The 25,195-nt window shown below is 74.6% G+C and carries 20 protein-coding genes and 1 pseudogene; 8 read left to right on the forward strand and 13 right to left on the reverse strand.

The window, feature by feature from the left end; translation table 11 throughout:
* Positions 1-47 precede the first annotated feature (47 nt).
* The 8 genes from ACIOJE_RS03680 to eccD form a co-directional block, all read right to left on the reverse strand.
* Positions 48-350, reverse strand: coding sequence for a hypothetical protein (locus ACIOJE_RS03680; RefSeq protein WP_400665870.1), 303 nt, complete (start codon positions 348-350; stop codon positions 48-50).
* The gene (locus ACIOJE_RS03685) at positions 343-810 is read right to left on the reverse strand and encodes a YbaB/EbfC family nucleoid-associated protein (protein WP_280681241.1); all 468 of its coding nucleotides are present in this window, start codon (positions 808-810) and stop codon (positions 343-345) included. Before ACIOJE_RS03685 ends, ACIOJE_RS03680 begins: the two co-directional genes overlap by 8 nt.
* Positions 811-848: 38 nt before the next feature.
* On the reverse strand, positions 849-3,185 hold the full coding sequence (locus ACIOJE_RS03690; protein WP_400773063.1) for a hypothetical protein: 2,337 nt from the start codon (positions 3,183-3,185) through the stop codon (positions 849-851).
* Positions 3,186-3,248: 63 nt separating this feature from the next.
* On the reverse strand, positions 3,249-3,710 hold the full coding sequence (locus ACIOJE_RS03695) for a hypothetical protein (protein ID WP_280681243.1): 462 nt from the start codon (positions 3,708-3,710) through the stop codon (positions 3,249-3,251).
* Between the two features lie 39 nt (positions 3,711-3,749).
* The gene (locus ACIOJE_RS03700; protein ID WP_280681245.1) at positions 3,750-4,034 is read right to left on the reverse strand and encodes a hypothetical protein; all 285 of its coding nucleotides are present in this window, start codon (positions 4,032-4,034) and stop codon (positions 3,750-3,752) included.
* A 69-nt stretch (positions 4,035-4,103) separates the two neighbouring features.
* The gene (locus ACIOJE_RS03705) at positions 4,104-4,448 is read right to left on the reverse strand and encodes a hypothetical protein (protein WP_280681248.1); all 345 of its coding nucleotides are present in this window, start codon (positions 4,446-4,448) and stop codon (positions 4,104-4,106) included.
* A 104-nt stretch (positions 4,449-4,552) separates the two neighbouring features.
* Positions 4,553-6,001 (reverse strand): type VII secretion protein EccB, encoded by a 1,449-nt coding sequence (gene eccB / locus ACIOJE_RS03710; protein WP_400773066.1) that lies wholly within the window; start codon positions 5,999-6,001, stop codon positions 4,553-4,555.
* Between the two features lie 50 nt (positions 6,002-6,051).
* On the reverse strand, positions 6,052-7,443 hold the full coding sequence (gene eccD, locus ACIOJE_RS03715; protein WP_400773068.1) for a type VII secretion integral membrane protein EccD: 1,392 nt from the start codon (positions 7,441-7,443) through the stop codon (positions 6,052-6,054).
* A gap of 304 nt (positions 7,444-7,747) precedes the next feature.
* Between eccD and eccCa the strand changes: the two genes are divergently transcribed.
* The 4 genes from eccCa (at position 7,748) to ACIOJE_RS03735 (ending at position 17,909) form a co-directional block, all read left to right on the forward strand.
* Complete coding sequence (gene eccCa / locus ACIOJE_RS03720) at positions 7,748-11,728, forward strand: type VII secretion protein EccCa (RefSeq protein WP_280681254.1); 3,981 nt, start codon at positions 7,748-7,750, stop codon at positions 11,726-11,728.
* Positions 11,729-11,804: 76 nt separating this feature from the next.
* Positions 11,805-14,603: a hypothetical protein gene (locus ACIOJE_RS03725; RefSeq protein WP_400773070.1), complete on the forward strand. Its 2,799-nt coding sequence runs from the start codon at positions 11,805-11,807 to the stop codon at positions 14,601-14,603.
* A gap of 140 nt (positions 14,604-14,743) precedes the next feature.
* Positions 14,744-17,521 (forward strand): BTAD domain-containing putative transcriptional regulator, encoded by a 2,778-nt coding sequence (locus ACIOJE_RS03730; protein ID WP_400773072.1) that lies wholly within the window; start codon positions 14,744-14,746, stop codon positions 17,519-17,521.
* Between the two features lie 199 nt (positions 17,522-17,720).
* Complete coding sequence (locus ACIOJE_RS03735) at positions 17,721-17,909, forward strand: hypothetical protein (RefSeq protein WP_280681606.1); 189 nt, start codon at positions 17,721-17,723, stop codon at positions 17,907-17,909.
* 9 nt (positions 17,910-17,918) lie between these two features.
* Here ACIOJE_RS03735 and ACIOJE_RS03740 read toward each other — a convergent pair.
* Positions 17,919-18,296 (reverse strand): annotated as a pseudogene (locus tag ACIOJE_RS03740) (helix-turn-helix domain-containing protein); the annotation flags it as partial.
* 142 nt (positions 18,297-18,438) lie between these two features.
* On the opposite strand from ACIOJE_RS03740, the gene ACIOJE_RS03745 reads away from it, so the two are divergent.
* The gene (locus tag ACIOJE_RS03745) at positions 18,439-18,528 is read left to right on the forward strand and encodes a DUF664 domain-containing protein (RefSeq protein ID WP_400773403.1); all 90 of its coding nucleotides are present in this window, start codon (positions 18,439-18,441) and stop codon (positions 18,526-18,528) included.
* 10 nt (positions 18,529-18,538) lie between these two features.
* Here the strand turns inward: ACIOJE_RS03745 and ACIOJE_RS03750 are convergent, their stop codons facing one another.
* The 3 genes from ACIOJE_RS03750 to ACIOJE_RS03760 all read right to left on the reverse strand — a co-directional run bounded on the left by ACIOJE_RS03750 (position 18,539) and on the right by ACIOJE_RS03760 (position 20,811).
* Entirely contained in the window at positions 18,539-18,940 is a 402-nt protein-coding gene (locus ACIOJE_RS03750) for a pyridoxamine 5'-phosphate oxidase family protein (RefSeq protein WP_400773074.1), read from the reverse strand.
* A gap of 82 nt (positions 18,941-19,022) precedes the next feature.
* Positions 19,023-19,652, reverse strand: coding sequence for an MBL fold metallo-hydrolase (locus ACIOJE_RS03755; RefSeq protein ID WP_280681273.1), 630 nt, complete (start codon positions 19,650-19,652; stop codon positions 19,023-19,025).
* 73 nt (positions 19,653-19,725) lie between these two features.
* A complete protein-coding gene (locus ACIOJE_RS03760; RefSeq protein ID WP_400665843.1) occupies positions 19,726-20,811 on the reverse strand; it encodes an S-(hydroxymethyl)mycothiol dehydrogenase in 1,086 nt (361 codons plus the stop codon).
* A gap of 660 nt (positions 20,812-21,471) precedes the next feature.
* Between ACIOJE_RS03760 and ACIOJE_RS03765 the strand changes: the two genes are divergently transcribed.
* The 3 genes from ACIOJE_RS03765 to ACIOJE_RS03775 all read left to right on the forward strand — a co-directional run bounded on the left by ACIOJE_RS03765 (position 21,472) and on the right by ACIOJE_RS03775 (position 24,279).
* Entirely contained in the window at positions 21,472-22,689 is a 1,218-nt protein-coding gene (locus ACIOJE_RS03765; protein ID WP_280681277.1) for a cytochrome P450, read from the forward strand.
* Entirely contained in the window at positions 22,686-22,949 is a 264-nt protein-coding gene (locus ACIOJE_RS03770; RefSeq protein ID WP_280681280.1) for a ferredoxin, read from the forward strand. Before ACIOJE_RS03765 ends, ACIOJE_RS03770 begins: the two co-directional genes overlap by 4 nt.
* 133 nt (positions 22,950-23,082) lie before the next feature.
* Complete coding sequence (locus ACIOJE_RS03775; protein WP_400773077.1) at positions 23,083-24,279, forward strand: MFS transporter; 1,197 nt, start codon at positions 23,083-23,085, stop codon at positions 24,277-24,279.
* On the opposite strand, the gene ACIOJE_RS03780 is transcribed toward ACIOJE_RS03775, so the two are convergent.
* A complete protein-coding gene (locus ACIOJE_RS03780) occupies positions 24,272-25,177 on the reverse strand; it encodes a LysR family transcriptional regulator (protein WP_280681284.1) in 906 nt (301 codons plus the stop codon). The genes ACIOJE_RS03775 and ACIOJE_RS03780 overlap by 8 nt on opposite strands.
* Positions 25,178-25,195 lie beyond the last annotated feature (18 nt).

Raw genomic sequence — 25,195 nt, forward strand, 5'->3', positions numbered from 1 at the left:
GAGTGCGGTGCGGGTGGGGAACGGCGCCGTCCGGCGCTATCGGCGGGTCACTTCACCAGCTCGGTGTTGTGCTCGTCGGTCGAGTCGAACAGGTTGGCCGTGCTCACGCCGTGCCTCCCGACGCTCGCCAGCTTGTCCCTGATGGAACCGACCAGTTCGAGCAGGTTGGTGGTCGGCTCGTCCACCTTCTCGTGGTACTGCTTGCCGATCTCGTCGGAGCCGGCCGCCGTCTTGTTCATGATGTTGACGTTGTCGACCTCGCCGTAGATCTTGTCGACGAACGCGGACATGTCGTCGAACTTGGTGAACGCTTCCTTCAGGTCCTCAAGCTTCCTCAGCTGCTTAGCCATTGAACTCGTCCTGCTTGTGGGAGGTCCTGGCCCGGTCGGCTCCCGGCCGCATCGCGGTGAGCGGCGCCAGCAGCGCGTCCAGGTCCAGACCGCCCAGCGCCGACAGCAGCGGGTCCTCCTCGCGCTCGCCGGTGACCGCCAGGCGCAGCGTCTCGCCGACCCCGTCGAAGGAGCGCATCGACTGGCTGATCCGCTCGCCCATCCGGGCCTTGGCCTCGTTCAGCACGTCCTTGAGGACGGCGGCCAGTTCGGCGGGAGCCATCTCCTGGTAGGCGGTGGTGTGGAAGGTCAGCGCGAGCACCTCGCCCTGCGCGCCGACCTTCGCGGTGACCATCCGGTCCTTGGTCGTCGCCGAGGCCGTGGCCACCTGCAGTTCCCGGGCCATCTCGGCCATCTTGGCCTGCTGCTCCTCCATGGCCGCCATCGCCTGGGCGAGCTGCTCCTCGAACGAGAACGTCATCTCCGTGTTCCTTTCCACTCTCGAAACGCGAGGCCGGCTCAGCGGCCGATCACTCCGCTGACCGCACCGGTGTCGGTGCCCCAGACCTCTTCGTCCTCGGCCAGCCAGGTGGTCCGCTGACGGCCCTTCTCGCCCTGGCCGCCACCCATGCCGCCGCCCATCGGAGGCATCATGGGCATCCCGCCGCCGCTGGTGTTCACCGAGCGGCCGCGCATCGCGGCGGCCTCCTCGGCGGCGAGCGCGGAGGCCTTTTGGCTCATCGCGGACTTCTCCGCGGCGGCCGCGCCGGCACCGGCACCCGCGCCGGCACCGGTGCCGCCGACCTTCGGCGCGGGCGGCAGTCCGCCGTTCTCCGCCACCTGGGGGCCGACCCCGCTGGAGGTGTTGAGGATCCGGGGGCTGCCGCCGGAGGTGCTGAGGCCGCCCCCTCCTCCGCCCACGCCGCTGAACAGCCCCGGGTAGGAGCCGAACGAGCCGATGCCGCCGTTCTGGTCGAGGCCGCTGCCGCCGGTCCCCAGGTCCAGGGTCCAGGGCGCGCCGGTGGACGGCGGGCGCGCACCGCCGCCGATGTCACCGCCCCAGGTGATGGTTCCACCGCCGCCGCTGCCGGTGCCGCCGGCCGTGGTCCAGGCGTGCTGGAGGTCCCGCGAGCGCTGGATGTAGTCGGAGATCGGCTTCTTCTGGGCGTCCAGCAGGGTGCCGTCCTCGGCGATCGAGGAGTCCTTCTCCACCACGATCGGGTTGCCCTGGGAGTCCAGGACGGGCTTGCCGTCGGCGTCGACGACCGTGCCGTCCTCGCGGATGGTCGAGCCCTTCGGCACCTTGGCGTTGGGGCCGTAGATCCCGCCGCCGGTGCCCGCCGGCACGTTCGCGCCGGGCGGCACGACGATCGGCTTGCCGTCCTTGTCCAGCACCTCCTTGCCGTTGGCGTCGTACACCTTGCCGCCCGAGAGGTAGCCGCCGGGCGGGAGGAGGATCGGCTTCTTGTCCTTGTCCAGGAGCACGTTGCCGTCCTTGTCGCGGATCGGCGTCCCGGCACCGGTGCCGCCACCGGCACCGCCGCCGGCGCCGCCGCCGTTCCCGCCGGCGCCGCTGCCACCGATGATCGGCGGGGGGATGTGCAGGTTGTTCCCGTTGCCGCCGCCCCCGCCACCGCCGGTGCCCCCGGCGCCGTCGCCGAGGTTGAACTTGTTCCCGGCGCCGCCGCCCCCGCCACCGGCCCCGCCACCTCCCCCGCCGCTGCCCCCGCTGCCGTCGCCGATGTTGAACTTGTCGTTGCCGCCGGTGCCGGGCGGCGGAGGCGCGTCGGGGTTGTTGGGGTCGGGCACGGCCTTCGGGGGCAGCGTGATGCCGACCGGCAGGAGGTCGAAGCCGAGCTTGGAGATCAGCGGCTCGTACGCGGTCCCCAGCGCCGTCATCGCGTCGTCACCGGGCTTGTCCAGAAGGGTGGCGACCTTCTCCAGCCACCTCAGCTTGGCCTTCGCGTCGAGTGCGGTGTAGAAGGCGTCATTGCGGGGGTCGCCCAGCGAGGAGGTGTCGTACTTCCAGGTGCTGTCCGCCGTCCAGAACATGGGCGCCTTGCCCATCTCCTCCCGCAGCACCTCCAGGATGCACTGGTACGGGAATCCGACGGCGTACCAGGCCACCTGTGCCGCGTTGACGGCCTCGATGGCGACGCCGATCCGCTGCGCCGCGAACTTGAGGTACGGCCCGTAGCCGGCTCCGACCAACTGGTGGCTCAGGTCGTCGAGTTCGACGGCGAACCGCTCAAGGAGCTTCTTGAACTCGCCCGCCGCGTCCCCCTCCCACGTGTCGCCCGGGCCGTCGATCTGGTCGGCCCACTTGCGGAACTCCTCGGCCTGTGTCGACAGCCACTTGGTGGTGTCGTCGATCGCCTTGGCCCCGGCCACCAGACTCTGCGGGTCGATCGTGTCGTTCCCGCGGGTGCTGATCGGGAACTCGCCCTGCTTGGCGTCCGGAGCCACCGTGGTCGGGACGTCCGGCCGGATCGGGCCGAGGATCAGCTCGGCCTGGTGGTTGAACTTGGAGAGCACGCCGCTGGGGTCGTTCCCCCACTTGCTGTAGTCGATGTAGACGTTGATCTTGAAGTGGCGCGGGCCCCCCGTGTTGTTGTTCGCGGTGCCGTCGTAGAAGTTCATCGCCCACCAGACGGACGGGTCACCCGTCCCCGAACCGTCCTTCAGGTACGAATGGGTGGAGGCGTCGTTCGGGTCGAAGTACCCGTTCTCGACGGTCATCTTCCCGGTCAGCCAGGGAGCGGCCTTCGGTCCCGCGACGTCCTCCCGCTTGGTGATCCCGACCGGAGACTGCTTGGATTCGAAGGCGGCGAGGACCGCCTCCCAGAGCATGGACACGAGGGTCTCCAGACGAGTAGGAGGGTTCAGGGGTTCAGGGGGCCGATCAGGAGGGGGAATCCACTACTTCCCGCCGCCTCCACCACCGCCGCCACCACCGGCGCCGATGACGTCCTGCAGGATCTGCATCACCTCGGCGGCCGTCAGGGCCTCGTCGTGAGCGGTGTCCATCGTCTTGAGGAAGTCCAGGACGTCGAGCCGGGCCTTCTCCATCTGGTTGTGGAAGATCTTGAAGTCGCCCACCACGGAGCCCGCCAGATGCGCGAACCCCTTCTGCAGGTTGGTGCCGCCGTCGAAGTTCCCTGCCAGCAGCGCGACGTAGTGGTGGTCCTTGGCCGCCGTGCCCTGGCCGCTGAAGCCCAGCATGGCCGAGTAGCCCGGGTCGGTCTCCAACTGGCTCAGGTAGGACGGCAGGATCGTGTTGGCGAAGTACTCCAGGTCGTCGTGGTTGACGCTGAGCGTGTGGCCGTGGTCCGGCTTCGAAGGCCCTGGCGGGGGCGCGGGCAGCACCGGATCAGTGGACATCGCACCCGCCCCTCCGGTCGAGCCGCTCCGTGGCCGTCATCAGATGCCCGCCGCACCGCGCCGGTCCGCGTCGCGGAGCAGGCCGTGCATGGTGCGCAGGACGTCGGCGCCCTTGGTGATGTCGTCGGTCATGGCGGCGTCCTGTCCGGCCAGCACCTGGTAGAAGGAGTGGGCGGCGGCGGCCAGGTCACCCTTGAGCTGGTGCTCGGCGGTCTGGATGGCCTGCAGGCAGTCCTGCATCGCGGCGTGCATACCGCTGCCGGCCTGGGTCAGGGCGTCCGCCGCCTCGTCGATGTTGGCGTGGTGGAGTTCGATGCTTGCCATGGCTGGTCCTTTCGGTCGGCTGGGGTCCGGCCCGGGGTGGCCCGGTCCGGTGGGTCGGCGGGGGTGGGATCAGGGGTTGAGGCCCTTGTAGACCTCGGACCCCGGACCGCCGCCGCCCCAGCCGTTATTGACGTCGAAGGCCTGGTCGTGGGCGTTGTTGATCTGGACGTGCCCGGCGGAGAAGCGCCCCTGGAAGCTCTGGTAGGCGTTCTTGAGCTGCTGGTACCGCTCCTGCCAGTCGTGGATCTTCCCCTGGTAGGCGGTGCTGCACGCGGCCTTGAAGTGCTGCTGGACCTCGTCGTTGACGTCCTGGACGCGCTGACCGGCGTTCATCATGGCCTGGATGTGGTTGTCCAGGGTCGCCATCACGGCCTTAACGGCCGCGTCGTCTGTCTGAACGATGGGAGTGCTCACTGCTTTCCCTTCCTCGGTGCGGATTCCCGGCTGCGGCGGGTGCCGCGCGGGCGGGTCGGCCGACCCGGTCCATTTGCTTCAACGGGCCCGTGGCGGACGCAGGTTCACCTCGAACAGGCCGGTCCTGAGGGCCGCGGCGCGGGGGTCGCGGCGCCGGTCAGCGCGGCCGGGTCGAGGCTGGGCCCGGTCGGCAGCAGGGACAGCAGGGCCTCGGGGACGGCCGACGGGACGGTCTCGCCGTAGCCGAGCTGCTTGACGGCCGCGACGGAGGCCAGCGGGTACTTCACCCCGGCGTCGGTGACCAGGTAGAGGGTGGCGCCGACGCCCGCGCTGGACAGCGCCCGGACCAGGGCGCCGCCGCCGGGCTTGACGGCGATGCTGTCGGCGCCGGCGCAGGCCGGGTCCACGCCCGGCTGGGCGGCCGGCGGCGGGCCCGCGACGGCACCGGTGTCGACCAGGGTGACGGAGGTGGTCGGCGCCTGGTCGGTGAGCCTCAGGTCCGCGCAGACGCCCCGGCCCTGGGGGACCGTCACCAGTTCGGGCGGCGCGGTGGGCAGCCCGGCCGCGGCGGGGGCGGCCGGGGCGGGCGCGGTGTGCGCGGTGAGGTCGGCCGGGCCGAGCTGCGCGGGGGCGACGGCCTCGCCCGCGTAGGCGGCGTTCTGGGTGCGGGGGTCGTTGCGCAGCAGCTCGAAGGCCATCCGGCTGAGCGGGGCGAGCCCGGCCGTGGTCAGCAGGTAGGGGTCGCCGCCGGGGCCGGTGAACAGCTGGCCGATCCGGGTGGCGTGGGTGCCGAGCTGCGGGCCGGGCTTGCCGCGGTCCGCCGGGTCGGGGGCGGCCAGGTCCGGGCCGGCGGCCAGCGCGTTGAGGAAGGCCGCCGTCACCGGGTAGGGGGCGACGGCGGTCTGGCCGAGGGCCTGGCGGGCGCCGTTGGCGGTGTCCAGGCGCAGCCGGCGGCCGTGCCAGAGCAGGTACACGGCACCGTCCGGGGCGGAGACCAGGGCGCCCTGGCCGTCCGTCAGGCCGGTGCCGCGGCGGCCCGGGCCGACCGCCAGGGCCAGCTCCGGGAGGCGGCCGCCGGACGGTCCGGGCGTGCTGACGGCGCAGGCGAGCCAGGGCGCGTCGGCGAGCTGGTCGGCCCCGGGCAGGCCGTCGGGGGCGCCGAGGATGCCGATCGGGGCGCCGCGCGGGGTGTCGGCCAGCGAGCGCACGCTGACCTGGTCGACCACCAGCTGGTCGCCGGCCAGCAGCCGGGCGCTGGCCTCGTTCAGGACGGGGTGCAGGCTGCCGTCCAGGAAGAGGTAGCGGGCGCCGCTCTCCTTGACCACCACCAGGGTGCCGGGCTTCTGCCAGCCCGTGGCGCCGCCGGGGACGAGCGCCCCGAACACGGCGGCCCCCAGGCACACCAGCACGGCGATGATCACCCCGATGACGGTGCCCCGCGAGGTGCGCCCGGCCGGGGTGTCGGCGGCATCGGGCTCGCCGCGCAGCATGCCGGTGGCGAGCCTGCCCATCACGAACAGGTGGGCCTGCACCTGGTCGCGCTTCGACTGCATCTCGTGGTTCTCCTCGGGGCGGCGGAAGGTGAGGGTCCGTCAGGGTCGGCTCAGCCGGCCAGGGCGCGCAGCTCGTGGTAGACCCCGGCCACGGCCAGGGCCAGCGGGATCACCGCCATCGCCGCGGCGGTGTGCAGCAGGTCCGCGGCCCGGCCCCAGTAGGGCAGCAGCCGGCGTCCGGGGATCGTCCAGGAGACGACGGCCAGGGCGGCCGCCAGGGCGAGCAGGCCGACCAGCACCAGCAGGCGGCCCCCGGTCCCCTCGCCGAGGGCCAGGTGGCCGAGCAGCAGCGCCAGGCCGTAGGCGCCGGGCAGCAGGACGGACAGCCGCTGCGGGATGCTGCCGATCGCCCGGGAGTGCAGCAGCAGCAGGACGGACAGGGTCACCGTCAGGGTCGTGGCCGCCCAACCGGGTTCGCCGGCCACCAGCGTCACGCATCCCGTGAGGACCGTGCCGAGCGCCAGGTGGAAGGCGGTCAGGAAGCCGTCGGCGACGTCGCTGCGGCTGCGGACGGTGGCGCTCGGGACCGGGGCGATGCCCTCCTGGAGCTCCTCGGCGTTGCGCGGCAGCGCGGGCAGCCGCAGCCCGGACAGGCGGAAGCAGATGCCCGGGACGAAGGCCCCGAGGATCACCGCGAGCACCGCCAGCACGGCCGCCACCTGGGGGCCGCCCTCCCCGCCCAGCGTCAGCCCGCCCGCCACCATGACGTACAGGGCGAACAGCACCGCGCCGAGGAACAGCGGCGCCGAGCAGCCGACGGCGGCCAGCGCCAGCACCGCCGCCCCGGCGGCCGCGCAGCCGCCCGCCAGCATCCGGGCACCGACCGCGCCGGCCCCGCCACCGGCCGGCAGCAGCGCCCCGGCCATCGCGAGGTAGGGCACCGCCATGGCGCCGAGCGCGGTGCCCGCGCCGGCGTCGCCGACCGCCCGGGAGGCGCTCAGCGCACCCAGCAGCAGCAGCAGGCCGGTGACGGCGGCGGCCAGGGCGCGCGTCTGCGCCGGGCCGGGGAGCAGCAGCACCGCGAGCCCGCCGGCCAGGACGGCCACGGCCAGTCCGAGCGCCACGTGGTGGGTGAGCGCCGGGCGCCAGGTGTCGGAACGGGCCCGCATGCCGGTGGCGACGCCGTCGGCCAGGTCGTCGTAGTGCACCTCGGGCAGGGCGTCGCGGCGCGGGCGCAGGTAGAGCTCGTCCCCGTCGTGCAGGTCGAGCGCGTCGGCGCCGAGCTCCTCGTCCAGCGGCGGGCCGCCGAGGCGCTGCAGCACCCAGCCGTCGTGCTCGACGCCCTGTTCCTCCAGCTCGGGGCCGGCCTGCGCGAGGACGGCCGGCAGCAGGTCGGCCAGCGGTACATCGGCGGGGACGGCGAGTTCCAGGACCGCCTCCGGCGTCCGGAACCTCAGTCGGCACAGTCCGGCGACGGCGGTGCCGGTCGCGCTCCCGTTCACACTTCTCCCTTTTGCCCTGGCCTCCGAACGGCGTGGCGAGGTGACGGCCCGGGAGCGCCTGGGGGAGGACGAGCCCGGGCGTCACCTCACCAGGAGGGACGGCCGGTGGCGCCCGCGGGGTTCAGCGCGTGGCGGAATCCGTTCGCGCGGCCGTTCCCGGCGAGTGTTCCCGGCAGCGCCGCGAGCGTTCCCGGCGAACCGGGTGAACCCGGCCGGGCCCGCCGCCCGTCGTCCCGGGTGGACGGTGCGCGTCCCGGGCCGCCGAAGCACCGAGCGGCCGTTCCCCTGCGCGAGGAGCCCTTCGTTGAGTGTGGTGCTGGTCGACCGTCCGCCGCGGCGCCCTGGCCCGGCGATGCCCGACGGCGAGATCCAGTTGCAGGAGCCGCCCGTCCTCCCCGAGGCGCAGAGCGGCATGTCGAACATGATCGCGATGGCGCCGATGGCGCTCAGCTCGCTCTCGATGGTGTTCGTCTTCCTGCGCCCCGGCGACGGCGGCGGCGTCCTGACCTACGTCGCGATCGGCATGATGGCGCTGTCCGCCGTTGGCATGCTGGTCACCCAGCTGATCCGCGGCGCCAGTGACCGCAAGCGCGAACTGCGCGCCGAACGCCGGGACTACCTGCGCTACCTCTCCCAGGTCCGCCGCCAGGTGCGCGGCCACATCGCCCGCCAGCAGGAGGCGCTGGCCTGGCGCCACCCCGCCCCCGACACGCTCGCCTCGCTCGCCCGCACCTCCCGGCTGTGGGAGCGACGCAGCACCCACCCCGACTTCGGCGACGTCCGGATCGGCCTCGGGCACCAGCGGCTCGCGGTACGGCTGGCACCGCTGTCCACCAAGCCGGTGGAGGACCTGGAACCGCTGTGCGCGCACGCGCTGCGCCGGTTCATCAACGCCTACGGCACCGTCGCCGACCAGCCCATCGCCGTCTACCTGCGCGGGTACGCGCAGGTCCTGCTGCGCGGCGACGACCGGGCCGCGACCCGCGCCCTGGCCCGCGCCATGCTGGCGCAGCTGGCGCTCTTCCACGCCCCCGACGAGCTGCGGATCGCCGTCGTCACCGACGCCGAGCACCAGGCCGAGTGGGAGTGGACCAAGTGGCTGCCGCACGCCCTGCACCCCGAGGACACCGACGGGGTCGGTCCGGTGCGGCTGGTCGCGGGATCCGTGGTGGAGATCGAGCAGCTGCTCGGCGGCGAGTTCGCCGGCCGGCCCCCGTTCGAGCCGGAGACCCAGCCCGGCCGGGACGAGCCGTTCACCGTGATCGTGCTGGACGGCCCCCAGGCCGGGGCCACCAGCCGGGCCGCGCTGGCCGGCTGGCGCAACGCCGTCCTGATCGACCTCGGCGACACCCTCGAATGGAAGCCGCTGCGCTTCCGGCTGCGGCTGCGGATCGAGGACGGCCGACTCGACATGGTCGGCGCCGACCGCAACCACCGCGACGACGTCACCGACCTCGGCCGGCCCGACGCCCTGTCCGGGACGGCCGCCCGCCGGCTGGCCACCCTGCTCGCCCCGTACCGGATCGGCGACTCGGCGGACGCCGGGGAGCCGCTGGCCACCGACTACGACCTCGCCTCCCTGCTCGGCATCCGCGACCTGCACCGGCACGAGATCGCCCAGGGCTGGGCCGGACGCGGCGTCCGGGACCGGCTACGGGTGCCGCTCGGCGTCTCCGGCGACGGCACGCCGGTCGAACTGGACATCAAGGAGTCCGCCCAGGGCGGCATGGGCCCGCACGGCATGCTGATCGGCGCCACCGGCTCCGGCAAGTCCGAACTGCTGCGCACCCTGGTGCTGGCGCTGGCCCTCACCCACTCCTCCGAGGTGCTCAACTTCGTCCTGGTCGACTTCAAGGGCGGCGCGACCTTCCTCGGCCTCGACCGGCTGCCGCACACCTCGGCGGTGATCACCAACCTCGCCGACGAGGCCGCCCTGGTCGACCGGATGCGCGACGCCCTGCACGGCGAACTCGTCCGCCGCCAGGAGCTGCTCCGCTCCGCCGGCAACTACAGCTCGCTGCTCGACTACGAGACCGCCCGCGCCGCCGGCACCCCGCTGGAGCCGATGCCCACGCTGTTCGTGGTGGTCGACGAGTTCAGCGAACTGCTCGCCGCCCACCGCGACTTCATGGAACTCTTCATCATGATCGGCCGCCTCGGCCGCTCCCTCGGCGTGCACCTGCTGCTGGCCTCGCAGCGCCTGGACGAAGGCCGGATGCACGCCCTGGAGTCCCACCTGTCCTACCGGATCGGCCTGCGCACCTTCTCCGCGATGGAGAGCCGGGGCGTCCTCGGCGTCCCCGACGCCTACCAGCTGCCCTCCCAGCCCGGCAACGGCTTCCTGCGCAGCGACATCGCCACCCTGACCCGGTTCAAGGCCGCGTACGTCTCCGGCCCCTACCGGGCCCGGCGCGCCGCCGCCGCCCGCCAGCAGGCGGCCGGCCAGGTCGCCCGGTACGGCACCGCCTACGTGGCGCCGCGTCAGCCCCTCGCCCCGTCGGCCGCCGAGGAGCCCGAGGAGACGCCGGAGCAGACCCACACCCTGCTCGACCTCGCCGCCGAGAAGCTCACCGACGCCGGCCCGCCCGCCTACCAGGTGTGGCTGCCGCCGCTGGGCGTCCCGCCCACCCTCGACCAGCTGCTGCCGCCCCTCGCCCCGCACCCCGAGCACGGCCTCACCACCGAGAGCGCGGCCGACCGCGGCACCCTGGCCGTCCCCGTGGGCGTCATCGACCGCCCCTTCCAGCAGATCCGCGACCTGCTCACCGCCGACCTCTCCGGCGCCGGCGGCCACATCGGCATCGCCGGCGGCCCGCAGAGCGGCAAGAGCACCCTGCTGCGCACCCTGATCACCGCCCTCGCCCTCACCCACACTCCGCGCGAAGTGCAGTTCTACTGCCTGGACTTCGGCGGCGGCACGCTGTCCTCGCTGCGCGGCCTGCCGCACGTCGGCGGCATCACCGGGCGGCACGACCCCGAGCGGGTGCTGCGCACCATCGCCGAGGTCAACAGCATCCTGAGCCGGCGCGAGCAGCGCTTCGCCGAGCTCGGCATCGACTCCGTCTCCGCCTTCCGCCGCCGCCTCGCGGCCGGCGAACTGCCCGACGAGCCGCACGGCGACGTCTTCCTCGTCATCGACGGCTGGAACACCATCCGCCAGGAGTTCCCCGACCTCGCCCCCGCGCTCACCCTGATCGCCCAGCGCGGCCTCAACTACGGCATCCACCTGATCGTCGGCACCACCCGCTGGGGCGAGGTCTCCAGCGCCCTGCGCGACCTCCTCGGCACCCGCTTCGAACTGCGGCTCGGCGACGCCGTCGACTCCGCCATCAACATGCGGGCCGCCGGCACCGTGCCGAACATCCCCGGCCGGGGCCTCACCTCCGACCAGATGCACTTCCTCACCGCCCTGCCCCGGCTGGACGGCAGCGGCACCGCCGCCGACCTCGGCGAGGGCGTCGCCGACCTGGTCGACGCCGTCGCCGACCACTGGACCGGCCCGCGCGCACCGGAGATCCGGATGCTGCCGCTGCAACTGCCCGCCGCCGCCCTGCCCGCCCCCGAAGGCCGGCTGCGCATCCCGATCGGCCTCCAGGACGTCTCGCTCACCCCGCTGTGGCACGACTTCGAGGAGAGCCCGCACCTGCTGGTCGTCGGCGACAGCGAGGCCGGCAAGACCAACCTGCTGAAGCTCGTCGCCGCCGCCGTCACCAGCGCGTACCGGCCCGACGAGGCCCGGATCATGCTCATCGACTACCGCCGGGTCCTGCAGGAGGCGGTGCCCCAGGAGTACCGGCTGGGCCACGCCGTCAGCGTGGACGTGCTGCGCCAGATCGTCGACGGCGCCGCCCGCGCCATGGCCAACCGGCTGCCCGGCGCCGACATCGCCCCGGCCCGGCTGCGGCTGCGCGACTGGTGGGAGGGGCCGGAACTGTTCATCGTGGTCGACGACTACGAGCTGGTCTCCGGCTCCCCCGGCGGCCTCCACGACCACCCCTTCGCGCCGCTGCTCGACTACCTGGCGCAGGGTGTCGAACTCGGCCTGCACCTGATCGTCGCCCGCAGCGCCAACGGCATCGGGCGGGCCTCCTCCGACCAGCTGCTGCGCAAGCTGGAGGAGGTCAACACCCCGGTGGTGCTGCTGTCCTGCCCGCCCAGCGAGGGCTTCCTGTTCGGCTCCACCAAGCCCCGCGCCTTCCCGACCGGGCGCGGCCTGCACATCACCCGCCGGCGCACGGTCCAGGTGCAGACCGCCGTCCTGGAGGAGGACGAGGACGAGGGGTGAACCCGGAGGGGCACGGGGGCCGTAGAGCCGGGTGACACGTGCGGCAGACGCGGCCGGGCGGACGGAGGGCGGGACGATGAGCACATCAGCGCAAGCGGCAGGGGACGCGCCCGGCGCCGCACCGGCGAAACGCCGGCTGACCCTCCGTCGGAACTCCGCCGCCGCGACGCCCGCCACCCTGCACCAGGTGGGCCCGCACTTCGTCATCGCCCCCGGTGGCGGGGACGGCACCGGCCCGGCCGCCCCACCCGCCGCACTGACCGCGGCACTGGCCCGGCTCACCCACGTCGCCCGGACCGTCACCGTCCTCGCCGCCGCCCCCGACGCGCCGGCCGTCCTCTTCGGCCGGCTCGACGAGCTGACCCGCACCGCCACCACCCGGGACGCCACCGCGCTCGTCCTCGCCGCCTCCGGCCTGGCCACCGCCCCGGACACCGGGCGCCGGCCCGCCGAACGGATCGCCGAACTGACCGGCCTCGGCGTCGTCGCCCCGGACGGGCTGGTCACCCTCCGGCCCGACGGCACCCTGCTGACCAGCGGGCCGACCGACGACGCGCCGTCATCCTGGTGGCTCTGCACCCCGACCGGACAACTGCGCCGGCTCGGGCCGGTCTGGCCGCTGCCGACGGAGCCGGCCGCCGATCCACCGACGGAGGAACCGGCGGGCGGCGAAGCGGCGGAGACCGTGGTGATGGCGAGCCCGGTGGCGGCGGCCGAGCCGACCGTGACGGTGTCCGTCCCGGCCGTGCCCGTCCCGCCGACGCCCGAGCCCGCCGAGCCCGCCGAGCCCGTCCGGCGCGGCCCGGCCACGCCGCCGGTCGGCGCCGCCGACCCGCTGGTCACCGCGCTGCCGCACGGCTACTGGTTCCGCAGCAAGCCCGACCCCGACGGCCCCCCTGGCCCGCTCACCAGGGCCACCGCGGGCGAGGACACGGTGATCCTCGTCGTCGGGCACCCGGGCACACCCCTGCCCCCGGCCGCCGACCTCGCCGCCCGGCTCCGCGCCCTGCTCCCCGGCCCCTCGGCCGACCTGCTGCTCAGCGCCCCCTGGGCCCCCACCACCGCGCTCACCGCCCTTGCCGCCGGGCTCGCGGCCGAACTCGGCCACGACCTCCGCGCCGCCGTCGGCCTGCCCATGCACACCACCAGCGGCCTCTCCTCCCGCGTGCTGACCGCGGACGGCACCCCCGGCTGGGAGCCGTGGCTGACCGAGCTCACCGCCTCACCGGAGCGGCACCGCGTCGTCGCCTCCGCCTGGCGCACCACCTCCGACGGCCCGGCCACCTGCGGACCCGCCCTCTACGAGTCCCCGGTCACGGGCTGGCGGCTTGAAGCCGTGCCCGCCGGCCTGTGGCTGCGCCCCGAGGAGCCGCCGCAGGACCGCGGCCCACGCCTGCGCGACCCGGACCCCGCCCACCCGCTGCTGATCGCCGGGGCGGACGGGCGAACGGTGCCCCCGGAGGTGCTCGCCGTCCTCGACGACCTGCGCGCGGCCCTCACCGCCCCCGGCACGACCGCACCCGAGTTGCTGATCGACGGCGCGCGCCGCCCAGGCGCCCTCCGCTCGGAACAACCCGCCCGGCCCGCCCTCCCGGCCACCCCGCAGCCCCCTGCCGAGCTCGCTGAACAGCCTGACTCTGCAGGCGAGTTCACCATCGTCGCGGCAACGGTCACGCCGGCACCCACGCCCGCTCCCACACCCGCACCCGCACCCGCACCCGCACCGCAGGCCACCGCCGAGCCCGCCGTCACCGCCCCCGAGCCGCCCGTCCAGACCGCCACGGCGGCCATCGGACCGGCCCCGGTCGTCCGGACCCACACCGCTGACCCCGAGGGCCGGTCCGCCACCGCGACGAGCGCGCCCGCACCCACCCCCGCACCCGAGCCACCGGCCCACGGCACGATCCGCCGAACCACCCCCGACGCCGCGCCCGCCGCCGCGCCGGACCCCGTCCCCCACCCCGACGCCGAGTCCGCTGCCGACCCCGAATCCTCCCCCGAGCCGGCCGCCCCGAACCTTGAGCCGGCCACACCTCCCGACACCGCCGAGGAGCCCGCACCCCGCGCCGGCACCGCGCCCGAGGCCCCCCGCACCGCCCGACTCCTCACGCCCGACGGCACGGCGGTCTCCGGGCGGCCGAGCACGGCCGCCGAGCGGACCGCCTTCCGGGCACTGCTGGGCGAGCACTTCCAGCGCTGCGCCAGCCGCGCCGAGCAGGTCGCGATGCGGCTCCCGGCGCTGCGCTCGCACGCCCGGGACGACCTGAAGAGTGACCTCGCGGCGGTCTACCTGCACCACACCGACACGGGTGTCCCGGCCTTCCACGCAGAGCTGGTCGAGGCGGCCCGCCGGCCCGGCTCCGGACCGCTGGATCCGTATCTGGCGTGTCTGGGGTCCGGACTGCGGCGGCTGCCGAACCACCGGGGCGCCGTTCTGCTGGGCGCCGACGCGGGCGAGGAGGAGTTGCGCCACTACGCGCCGGGAGCGCTGCTGGCGGAGCCCGCGCCGGTGGTCGGGACGCCTGCGGCGGAGGTCGTGCCGGGGACGTCCGTCGAGTTCCTGGTGTGGTCCGCCACCGGCCGCCGCACGTCGGTGATCTCCGAGGACGGCGAGCCCGAGGTGGTGTTCCCGCCCGGCTCGTGGTTCTCCGTCCTGGAGGTCCTGCCGGGCGGCGAGGACCTCCCGGCCCGCGTCCTGCTCCGCGAGGTCGGCCCGGGCACCATGTCCGGGACGGCGGACGACCGGGACCAGCAGGCCCGCGTCCGACTGCTCGCCTGGCAGTCGCGCCGCGACCTCCTCTCCCCGGACGAGCTCCGCCCCCCGTCCCGCCCCGAGCGCCTCCACCTCACCCCGGGTGTCACCACCTGCCGGTGATCGGTCCCACCCGGAAGAGGCCCTGACGGCAGGTCGACGTCCGGCACTCCCCGGACGACGGGGTGCCGACCACCGGTTACCCACGGGTAAACTTCCCGACGGCCTGTCCGGTCCCTCCGGACGACGGCGGGACGGGAGACATGGGGATACGACTGCTCGGCCCGGTCGAGCTACGGCACGGCACCGGTGCGGACGATGGCACCGACTCCGCCGTCCCCGTCGGCAGCGCGCAACGGCGGGCCGTACTCGCCCTGCTCGCACTGGAGTTGGGCCGCACCGTCGCGGTCGGCCAACTCCTCGAACTGCTCTGGGCCGAGCGGCCGCCCACCCGCGCGAAAGCCGCGCTGCAGGGGCACGTCGCCACCCTGCGCCGGCTGCTGGACGGCTCGGGCCTCGCCATCACCACCAGCGCCCCCGGCTACCGGCTCACCGGGCACCCCGAGGCCGTCGACGCCCTGCACGCCGAAGCCCTGGCCGCGCGCGCCGCCGCCACCGACGACGACACCACCGCCGCCGCGCTGCTGGAGCGGGCCCTGCGGCTGTGGCGCGGCGCGGCCCTCGCCGACCTCCCCGCCACCCCGCTCGCCGCCGCGCTCGCCGCCCGCCTCGACGACACCCGGACCGAGCTGCTCACCGCGTGGACACGATGCCTGCTGCGCCTCGGGCGCGGCCATGCGGCCGTGCCGGCGCTGGAACAGAGCGTGCGCGCGGACGGGCTGCGCGAACCCACCGCCGCCCTGCTGGTCCGGTGCCTGCACCAGAGCGGGCGCGGCGCCGACGCCGTCCGCGTCCACCGGCAGGCCACGGCCCGGCTCGACGAGGAACTCGGCGTCGGCCCTGGACCGGAGCTCCGGGCCGCCCTGGCCGAGCTGACCGAGGCCGGCGAAGCCCTCACCGACGGCGCCCCGACGATCCGCCACTTCCCCTCCGCGCCGGACGGGTTCGTCGGCCGCGAAGCCGAGGAGCGGTGGCTCGACCACCACGGCCGGGCCGAGCAGGGCGGCGGCGGGCTCGCCGTGGTGGTCGGCCCCGCCGGGGTCGGCAAGAGCGCGACCGTCCTGCGCTGGGCTCACCGCGCCGCCGCCGGTTTCCCCGACGGCCGCCTCTTCGCGGACCTGCGCGGCTTCGATCCGGCGGGCCCCGCCGACCCGGCCCAGATCCTCGGCCGCTTCCTCCGCTCCCTCGGCCTGCCCGAGCAGGCCGTCCCGGAGGGCCTCGCCGCCCGGGCCGACCTGTTCCGCGCCCTCACCCGACGCCGTCGGCTGCTGGTGGTCCTCGACAACGTGCGCACGGCCGCCGAGGCCACCGAACTGCTGCCCGCCGGACCCGCCTGCGTCACGGTCCTGACCAGCCGCAACACCCTGGAGGAACTCGTCGTCACCGACGGCGCCGCTCTGCTCCACATCGACGCACTGCCCGCCTCCGACGCGCACCGCCTGCTGGAGCATCGGCTGACCGCCGAGCGGGTGGCCGCCGAGCCCGCGGCGGCCGCCCGGCTGATCGAACTGTGCGACCGCCTCCCCCTGGCGCTGCAGATCACCGCCGACCGCCTCGCCGCCCGCCCCGGCTGGGAACTCGCCTCCCTCGTCGACGAGTTGGCCGACGAACGGACCCGCCTCACCGCCCTCCGCACCGACGGCGGCGCGGTCAGCGTCCGGACCGCGCTCTCGCGCACCTACCCCCACCTCCCCGGACCCGCCCGCCGGCTCCTCGCCCTGCTCACCGTGCACCCCGGCACCACCACCGACGTGTCCGCGGCCGCCGCCCTGCTCGCCGCCGACGCCGAGACCGCCCGGCACGCCCTCGGCAGCCTCGCCGCCCACCACCTGCTGACCGAACCCGCGCCCGGCCGCTACGGTCGCCACGACCTCGTCCGCCTCTACGGCGCCGAACTGTTCGACGGCCTCCCCGCCGAACGGCGGGACACGGCGTTCCAACGGCTCGCCGACTACGAGCTCGCCGCCGGCGGCCACGCCGTCCAGCGCACCAACCCCCACTACCGGCCGTACCGGCCGCCCGGCCCCGGCCCGCAGGCTCTCCCGCGCCTGTCCGATGTCCGCGCCACCCTCGACTGGTGCCGCGCCGAGGAACCGGTCCTGCGGGCCCTGGTCACCGCCGCCGCCGAGCGCGCCGACCACGAACGCGCCTGGCGCCTCGCCGAGGTGACCGCCATCCTGTACTACGGCGCCGACCGGGTCGTCGACCGGCTCTCCTGCCTGCGGGCCGGCCTCCACGCCGCCCGGCTCGACGGCGGTCGGGAGGGCCTCGCCGCGATGGAGGCCGCCACCGCCTGCGCGCTCGGCACCGTCGGGTACGTCGCCGAGGCGCTGCCCCTTGCCGCCCGGGCCGTCGACCGCACCACCCCCGAGGACGGCGACCGCCACATCCACGCCCTCTCCGTCCTCTCCTCGATGACCGCCCTGTCCGGCGACCCGGCCGAGGCGGACCGGATCTCCCGGGCCGCCCTCGCCCTCGTCCGGAGCAGCGGGCTGCGCCAACACGCCGCCACCATCCTCAGCAACGCCGCCGCGATCAAGCTCAGCCTCGGCGACCCGGCCGCGGCCCTCGCCCACGCCCGGGAGACCCACACCCTGCTGCCCCACCGGCCCACCGCCAACGCCGCCATCTGGGCAGTGGTCAGCGAAGCCCTCGCCCACCAGTCGCTCGGCGACCGCGACCGCGCCGAACTCGCCTGGCACGACGCCCTCCACCGCTGCCGCTCCACCGGCAACGTCCGCCTGCACGCCCTCGCCCACCGGCAGTTCGCCGAGTTCCTCACCGTCGGCGGCCGCTCCGCCGAAGCCGCCACCCACCACCACGCCGCCGCCGAGCTCTACACCGCCCACGGCGACGCCCCCCGCGCCGAACACCTCGACCGTCAGCTCGTCGAGCCTGCCCGCCGCACGGCCACGCGGTAGCCCCGCCTGCCGCATCCGGTCGGTGCGCCAACCGGCCCGCACCTCGACAAGTCGTCAAGTTGTCTGTACATCTCCGGTCCCCTTGGCGGCCATCGGATCGTCATCGAACTCCCCGGCCCCGGTCATCTCGGTCCCTTACAACAAGGCTCGTCCGGGTCGAACAGATGGCCCGGCGCCCGTCAGCAAGGAGCCCCACCCGATGAGTCCGATGCCCGAACTGTCGCGCCGCAGCCTGCTCGGCGGCGCGGCGGCGGCCGCCGTGCTGTCCGCCCTCCCGATCAGCATCCAGCAGGCACTCGCCGCGCCGGCCCGGCCCGGGCGGCTGGCGGACATTCAGCACGTTGTGGTGTTCATGCAGGCAACACCAACACCAACCGCGACCACCTGATGACCGGGACCAGCGGCGGCCGTCGCCGTCCTTGGGGAAGTCCACCGTGTCGAACCAGCTGACGCCCCGGAACCTCGGGTAGCCGGGGGTGTCCCCGGACTTGACCCGCCGGAAGAACGCCTGGAACGCCTTGCCGAGACGGCGAAGCGTCGCCTGCTGCGAGCTGAACGACCAACGCCCGTGACGCTCCGGGTCGAACGCCCGGATGTCCTTGAGCTGCGCCGACTGATCGCCGTACCGGATGCTCGTCTTCGAGATGTGCCGGTAGGCGTCCCGGCGTTCCTGGAGCGCCCCGTTGTACAGCGAGCAGTGGTCGCGCAGCATCTCCCCGAGGGTCTGGGCCTGTCCCACGGTGGGCCTCATGAGGAACTTGTACGCGCGGATCATTGGGCACACCCCCTCGGCCGTTGAGGTGATCAACATGCCACACGTCACTGACAGTGCGCACTGCGCTCCGCCGCTCCGCGCCTCCGTGTCAAGGACCCATTCCCGCCCGGCCTGAAGGCCGGGATTCCCTGGGAGAAGAGGGATAGCGACGGAGACCGCGCGGCACACGGGCCACGTCGACATCCTGCGCGAGCTCATCGACGGCGCGGCGGGGGACCACGACCGCGCCTGACGGGTGGGTCTCAGGCGCGGCCGAGGACCCGGTCGACGGCGATCTCGATGACCACCCGGTCCGGGTTCACCCGGGGCTCGCGGTAGCGCTCGGTGTAGCGCCGCTCGGCATCGACGACCTGCTCCGGCTCGTCCCGGATCACGGCCACGCCCTCCAGGGTCGACCAGCGCGCCCGGTCCACCTGGCAGACCGCGACCCGCAGGCCCTGCGGCCCGGCCGCCGCCACGTTGCGCGCCTTGCGGCTGGTGCGGCTGGTGATCACCCGGGCCGTCCCGGTCTCCGGCTGGTACGTCACGCCGACCGGCACCACGTGCGGCGAGCCGTCCGGGCGGGCGGTGGTCAGGGTGGCGATGTGACGCTCGCGCCAGAAGGCGAGGAAGGCGTCGTCGAGGTCACGCGGGTCGTGGGACATGGTCGCGATCGTACGGCCCCCGGAGCAGGGTGCTGCTTCCAGGGGCCGTACGGTGCTCACTGCCCGCGTTCGGTGAACGCGCTCAGTGCCCGCGGGCGATCCAGTCCGGCAGGGCCGGGGCCTCGGCGCCGATGGTGGTCGGGTCGCCGTGGCCGGTGCGGACCACCGTCTCGGCCGGGAGCGACAGCAGCCGCTCGCGGATCGAGTCGATGATGGTCGGGAAGTGCGAGAACGACCGGCCGGTCGCGCCCGGGCCGCCGTGGAACAGGGTGTCGCCGGTGAAGACGGTGCCGAGCTCCGGTGCGTACAGGCAGACCGCGCCCGGGGCGTGGCCCGGCGTGTGCAGGACGGTCAGCGCGGTGCCGGCCACCTCGATCCGCTGCCCGTCGGCGAGTTCGCCGTCCGGGAGGCGCTCGGGGTGGGTGAGCTTCCACAGCGGCAGGTCGTCCGGGTGCAGCAGGATCGGCGCGCCGGTGCGGGCCGCGAGCGCCGGGGCGGCGTCGATGTGGTCGTTGTGCGCGTGGGTGGAGACGATCGCCAGCAGTCGGCGCCCGCCGAGCGCGGCCTCGATCGCGTCGGCGTCGTGCGCGGCGTCGATCACCACCGCCTCCTCGTCGTCGCCGACGATCCAGACGTTGTTCTCCACCTCCCAGCTGCCGCCGTCGAGCTCGAAGGTCCCGGCCGTCACCAGCCGGTCGATGCGGGCGCTCATGCGTCCACCTCGCTTCGCTCGGCAGGCGCTTCGCCCCACGCGCACCTCTCGACGGTTCGCTCGCTACGCTCGTTCACAGGACCACCACCGAGCGGAGCACGTCGCCCTGGTGCATGCGCTCGAACGCCTGCTCCACCGCGTCGAGTTCGATGGTCTCGGTGACGAACGCGCCGAGGTCCAGGCGGCCCTGGAGGTACAGGTCGATCAGCATCGGGAAGTCCCGGGAGGGCAGGCAGTCGCCGTACCAGGAGGACTTCAGCGCGCCGCCGCGGCCGAACACGTCGAGCAGCGGCAGTTCCAGCGTCATCTCCGGCGTGGGCACGCCGACCAGGACGACGGTGCCGGCGAGGTCGCGGGCGTAGAACGCCTGCCGATAGGTCTCCGGGCGGCCGACCGCCTCCACCACCACGTCCGCGCCGTTGCCACCGGTCAGCTCGCGGATCGCCTCGACCGGGTCGGTGGTGCGGGAGTTGACGGTGTGGGTGGCGCCGAGCCGGCGCGCCGTCTCCAGCTTGCGGTCGTCGATGTCGACGGCGATGATCCGGGCCGCGCCCGCGAGGCGGGAGCCCATCACGGCCGCGCCGCCGACGCCACCGCAGCCGATCACCGCGACCGAGTCGCCGCGGCCGACGCCCCCGGTGTTGATGGCGGCGCCGAGGCCCGCCATCACACCGCAGCCCAGCAGGCCGGCGACGGCCGGCGAGGCCTCCGGGTCCACCTTGGTGCACTGGCCGGCCGCGACCAGGGTCTTCTCGGCGAACGCCCCGATGCCCAGCGCCGGGGACAGCTCGGTGCCGTCCAGGAGCGTCATCTTCTGCTTGGCGTTGTGGGTGTCGAAGCAGTACTGCGGGCGGCCGCGCCGACAGGCGCGACACTGGCCGCACACCGCGCGCCAGTTGAGGACGACGAAGTCACCGGGCGCGACCTCGGTGACGTCCTCGCCGACCGACTCGACGATGCCCGCCGCCTCGTGGCCGAGCAGGAACGGGAACTCGTCGTTGATGCCGCCCTCGCGGTAGTGCAGGTCGGTGTGGCAGACGCCGCAGGCCTGGATCCTGACCACCGCCTCGCCCGGGCCAGGGTCCGGCACCACGATCGTGGTCACCTCCACGGGCGCGCCCTTGGCGCGCGCGATGACTGCCTTGACCTGCTGGGCCATCCGAAATCCACCTCCGTCGGCCGATGCGGCTCTGCACCGGCGTGACCTGCGACAAACGACTGCCCACGAAGCGTAGCGCCCGTTGCGGCGGCCACCGACGGAACGGGCGGGGTGATCCGGCTCACCGCGGCGGCCGGGACGGCCGGATCGACCGTCATATGCCGCCGAGATATCCGCCGGTCACCCGGCCCGGCCCGGCGAGCGGGGCGCACGGGCGGCGCCGAGCGCCCGTCAGCGAGCCCCGAAGTGCCCGGAAAGGACCGCCGTTGGCTGGAAGTGCCGCTGACGCACGCACCGCGGCCCACGTACGGTCGTAGCAGAAGCGGTCCACTCGACCACGCTCAGCACACTCGCCCCACCCGACGGTGCGCCACCGCGAACCGTCCGTGCCGAGGCGTACCGACCGTCCGCCGTCGCACGATTCGCGCCATCCATCCCACCGATCGGCCCTTCGCCCCTTCGCCCCGTCCCGACCCACCCGTTCCTCCGATCCACCCGTTCCTCCGATCCACCCGTTCCACCGATCCACCTTCGTCCCGGTCCGCCCGAACCCGGCCCGAGCCGAGCCGCCGGCCCGCCCCACCCGTCCCCGCACCATCCCGGTTCCACCCCCCGTCGGGCCGCACCGCGCGGCCCCCCGCCCTGGAGTCTGGAGTACGGATGTCCGCCGAGAACAGTGCGACCGGTGCCGGAACCGGCACCGTCCCGCTCATCCCGATGCACTGCCTGCGCCGCCTGGAGCCCGGCCCGCCCCGGCTCGCCGCGCTGCCCACCGGCACCCCCGTCTGGCTGGTCAGCCGCCACGCGGACGTGCGGCAGGTGCTGACCGACCCCCGTCTGGGCCGCGCCCCGCTGTACGCCCCGGACGCGCCGCAGATCACCGTCATCCCCAACATCCTGGATGACCCGCAGAGCATGCTGAACATCGACGGCACCGAGCACCAGCGGCTGCGCCGCACCGTGCAACGGGCCTTCACCCCGCGTGCCATCGCCCGCTGGCGGCCCTGGGTCGCCTCGGTGATCGAGGCCCTGATCGACGAGCTGATCGACCACGGCTCCCCCGCCGACATCGTCGCCGGCTACACCCGCCCGCTCCCGGTCCAGGTGATCAGCCGGCTGATGGGGCTGGACAACCTGGACGGCAAGAAGCTCGCGCACTGGAGCGACCACGCGCTCTCCGCCACCGCCTACACGGCCGAGGAGATCGGCACCGCCATGGCCGAGTTCGCCGGCTTCGGCGCCGCCGTGATCGCCGACCGTCGCGCCGACCCCGGCGAGGACCTGGTCAGCAGCCTGCTCGCGGCCGCCGCCGAGGACGGCTCGATCACCGAGGGGCAGCTGGTCACGCTGGTCATCGGCCTCGTCGTGGCCGGCCACGAGACCACCATGACCAGCCTCGGCAACGCCCTGGTCTACCTGCTCTCCGACGGCCGCGAGGCCTGGCAGCGGCTGGCCGCCGACGAGGCCAGCGCCACCGCCGCGACCGAGCAGATCCTGCGCGCCGTCCCGCTCGGCGACGTCCAGCACACGCCCGGACTGCTGCGCCGCACCATCGAGGACGTCGAGATCGGCGGGGTGGTGATCCCGGCCGGCAGCGTCGTCGCCGCCGACACCGGCGCCGCCAACCAGGACCCGTCGGTCTTCACCGGGGACCTGCTGACCGAGCTGTTCTCCCCGCTGGCGGCGCCGATGCTGACCTTCGGCGCCGGGCCGCACCACTGCCTGGGCGCCTGGCTGGCCCGGATGGAGCTCGAACTCGCCCTGCACCGCCTGGCCCGCCGGCTGCCCTCGCTGCGCCTGACCGGGCCCATCGAGGGGATCGACTGGCGGCGCGGTCTGCTCACCCGCAGCCCCGAGTCCCTCCAGGTCTCCTGGTGACGGCCCGATCAGAGACGGGCGCCGACCCGGTGGTCGTCCGGGTCGACCGGGACCGCTGCATCGGCTCCGGGATGTGCGCCCTCAGCGCCCCCGGCTCGCTGGCGCTCGGCGCCGACGGGCTGGCCGAGCCGGTGGCCGAGTACGCGGCCGGCGGCGCGGAGTTGACGGAGGCGCTGACCGAGGCGGTCGACTTCTGCCCGGTCGAGGCGCTCACCCTCCACTCGGCGCTCGGCGGCCACCGGATCGCCCCGGCCGAGTGACCCCGCCCCGGTGCCGCCTTTCCGCACTGCGGCGGGCGGCACCGGGGACACCCTCGGATCGATGAGCCGGGCTCATGGATGGATGAGCTCATCGATCTTGTTCGGCCCTCGGCGCGGGTGGTGGGCTGGCCCCATGACCACCGCCGAAACCCTCGCGCCCCCGGCCGCCCCCGGCAGTCCGCCCCGCTGGGCGCCGATCGTCGCCGTCGCCCTCGCCACCTTCACCGTGGTCTCCTCCGAGATGATGCCGGTGGGACTGCTGACGCCCATCTCGAAGACCCTCGCCGTCTCCGACGGCGTCACCGGGCTCTCCCTGACGATCACCGGGATCCTCGCCGCGGTCCTCTCCCCCTTCGTGCCGGCGCTCATCGGCCTCCGGGACCGCAAGGGCGTGCTGATCGCCTTCCTGCTGCTGCTGTCCCTGGCGAACGCGCTCACCGCACTCGCGCCCAACTACCCCGTCCTGGCCGTCAGTCGGGTCCTTCTCGGCCTGGCGATGGGCATCGTGTGGGGCATCACCGCCGGGCTGGGCCCCCGGCTCGCCGACGGACCGCGCATCGCGCTCGCCACCACGCTGATCTTCTCCGGTGTCTCCATCGCCTCGGTGCTCGGCGTCCCGCTCGGCACCTACCTCGCGGCCCTGCTCGGCTGGCGCTCCGCGTTCTGGACCCTCGCCCTGCTCGGCGCGGTCTCCGCCGCCGTCCTCGCCCGCACGCTCCCCGCCCTCCCGGTCCACGAGCGGGGCCGGCTCGACGGCATCGCCGACGCCCTGCGCAACCGGGGGGTCGCCGCCGGGCTCGCCGTCACGGCGCTCGTCGTGCTCGGCCACTTCACCGGCTACACCTACGTACGGCCGGTGCTCGAACTCGACGCGGGCCTGAGCAGCGGCGCCATCGCCGCCTGCCTGCTCGTCTACGGACTGGCCGGCGTCGCCGGGAACTTCACCCTCGGCCCGCTGGCCGGACGGCACCCGAAGACGGCCGTGACCACCGCGCTCGCGGGTGTCGCGCTCGCCGCCGCCCTGCTGCCGTTCCTCACCGGGAGCCTCGCGGCGGTCCTGCTCGCGCTCGTCGTCTGGGGCGCCTCGTACGGCGGGGTCTCGATCTCCACCCAGACCTGGGTCCGCACCGCCGACCCGGCCCGGATCGAGGCCTCGGCGGCGCTGTGGGCGGGCGTGTTCAACGCCGGCATCGCGCTCGGCTCGCTCGCCGGCGGGCTGGTCATCGACCGGGCCGGGAACCGCGCCGTGCTGCTCTCGGCCGGGCTGGTCACCGCGGTCGGGCTGCTGCTCGCCGCGGTCTCCCGGCCGCGCGGCGGCCGGCTCACCTGACGGAGCCCGCCAGCAGCTCCACGAACCGGTCGGCCAGCGGGTGCGAGCTCCGCTCGCTCTCCACGACGAGCAGCGTCGACGGCTCCAGGTCCGGCACCGGCAGGTAGCGGATGTCGGGCCGCTGGACGTAGGCCGTGCTCGCCTCGCACAGCAGCAGCCCCCGGCGGGTGCTGGCCACCGTCGACAGCCCCTCCTGGACGGTGGCGGCGCCGGCCTGGTAGGCCAGCTCCCGCCCGTCCCGGGTCCGCCGCGGGGCGTTCGCCCGGCGCCAGTAGTCGGGGGCGGGCCCGCGCGGCTCGATCAGTGCCAGAGCGGCCAGCTCGTCCCCGGCGACGCTCGGCGCCCCGGCCAGGCGGTGCGCGGCGGACAGCGCGACGTACATCGGCTGCCGGGAGAACTCCAGCAGCACCCGCAGGCCCTCCTCCCGGCACGGGGACAGCACGATCGCCAGGTCGATCTCACCCCGGCCCAGGTGGGAGAACGGATCGCCCCAGGACAGTTCCACCAGGTGGGCCGCCCCTTCCGGCAGGCCCGCGATCGCCCGGGCGACCGGCTCGTACACGGCGCACTGGAAGCCCAGGCGCAACGGCCGGTGCGTCGAGGCCGCCCGGGCCCGGGCGGCCTCGTACCCCGCCCGCAGCCGGTCGAAGGCGGGCACCACCTGCTCGGCCAGGGCGCGGCCCAGCTCGGTCAACTCGACCCGGCGGCTGGTCCGTCGGAACACCGGGGCGCCCACCCGGCTCTCCAGTCGCTTGATCAGCTGGGAGACCCGCCCCTGCGAGACGCCCAGCAGCTCCGCCGTCCGCCCGAAGTGCAACTGGTGCACCAGCACGGAGAAGCACTCCAGCTCCTGCAGCGGCAGCTCCGGCAGCACGGGGCCTGGCGTCGTCCGATCCACCCCGGAAGTCTACGGTCC

The sequence above is a fragment of the Kitasatospora sp. NPDC087861 genome, assembly GCF_044742585.1.
Classification (GTDB): Bacteria; Actinomycetota; Actinomycetes; order Streptomycetales; family Streptomycetaceae; genus Kitasatospora.

What these genes read in the sequence shown, in the direction of transcription:
- ACIOJE_RS03695 (WP_280681243.1), bottom strand. Translation starts at nt 3,710, where the DNA reads ATGTCCACTGATCCGGTGCTGCCCGCGCCCCCGCCAGGGCCTTCGAAG.
- ACIOJE_RS03700 (WP_280681245.1), bottom strand. Translation starts at nt 4,034, where the DNA reads ATGGCAAGCATCGAACTCCACCACGCCAACATCGACGAGGCGGCGGAC.
- ACIOJE_RS03755 (WP_280681273.1), bottom strand. Translation starts at nt 19,652, where the DNA reads ATGAGCGCCCGCATCGACCGGCTGGTGACGGCCGGGACCTTCGAGCTC.
- ACIOJE_RS03735 (WP_280681606.1), top strand. Translation starts at nt 17,721, where the DNA reads ATGAGTCCGATGCCCGAACTGTCGCGCCGCAGCCTGCTCGGCGGCGCG.
- ACIOJE_RS03725 (WP_400773070.1), top strand. Translation starts at nt 11,805, where the DNA reads ATGAGCACATCAGCGCAAGCGGCAGGGGACGCGCCCGGCGCCGCACCG.
- ACIOJE_RS03750 (WP_400773074.1), bottom strand. Translation starts at nt 18,940, where the DNA reads ATGTCCCACGACCCGCGTGACCTCGACGACGCCTTCCTCGCCTTCTGG.
- ACIOJE_RS03765 (WP_280681277.1), top strand. Translation starts at nt 21,472, where the DNA reads ATGTCCGCCGAGAACAGTGCGACCGGTGCCGGAACCGGCACCGTCCCG.
- ACIOJE_RS03760 (WP_400665843.1), bottom strand. Translation starts at nt 20,811, where the DNA reads ATGGCCCAGCAGGTCAAGGCAGTCATCGCGCGCGCCAAGGGCGCGCCC.
- eccB (WP_400773066.1), bottom strand. Translation starts at nt 6,001, where the DNA reads ATGCAGTCGAAGCGCGACCAGGTGCAGGCCCACCTGTTCGTGATGGGC.
- ACIOJE_RS03775 (WP_400773077.1), top strand. Translation starts at nt 23,083, where the DNA reads ATGACCACCGCCGAAACCCTCGCGCCCCCGGCCGCCCCCGGCAGTCCG.
- ACIOJE_RS03730 (WP_400773072.1), top strand. Translation starts at nt 14,744, where the DNA reads ATGGGGATACGACTGCTCGGCCCGGTCGAGCTACGGCACGGCACCGGT.
- ACIOJE_RS03685 (WP_280681241.1), bottom strand. Translation starts at nt 810, where the DNA reads ATGACGTTCTCGTTCGAGGAGCAGCTCGCCCAGGCGATGGCGGCCATG.
- ACIOJE_RS03680 (WP_400665870.1), bottom strand. Translation starts at nt 350, where the DNA reads ATGGCTAAGCAGCTGAGGAAGCTTGAGGACCTGAAGGAAGCGTTCACC.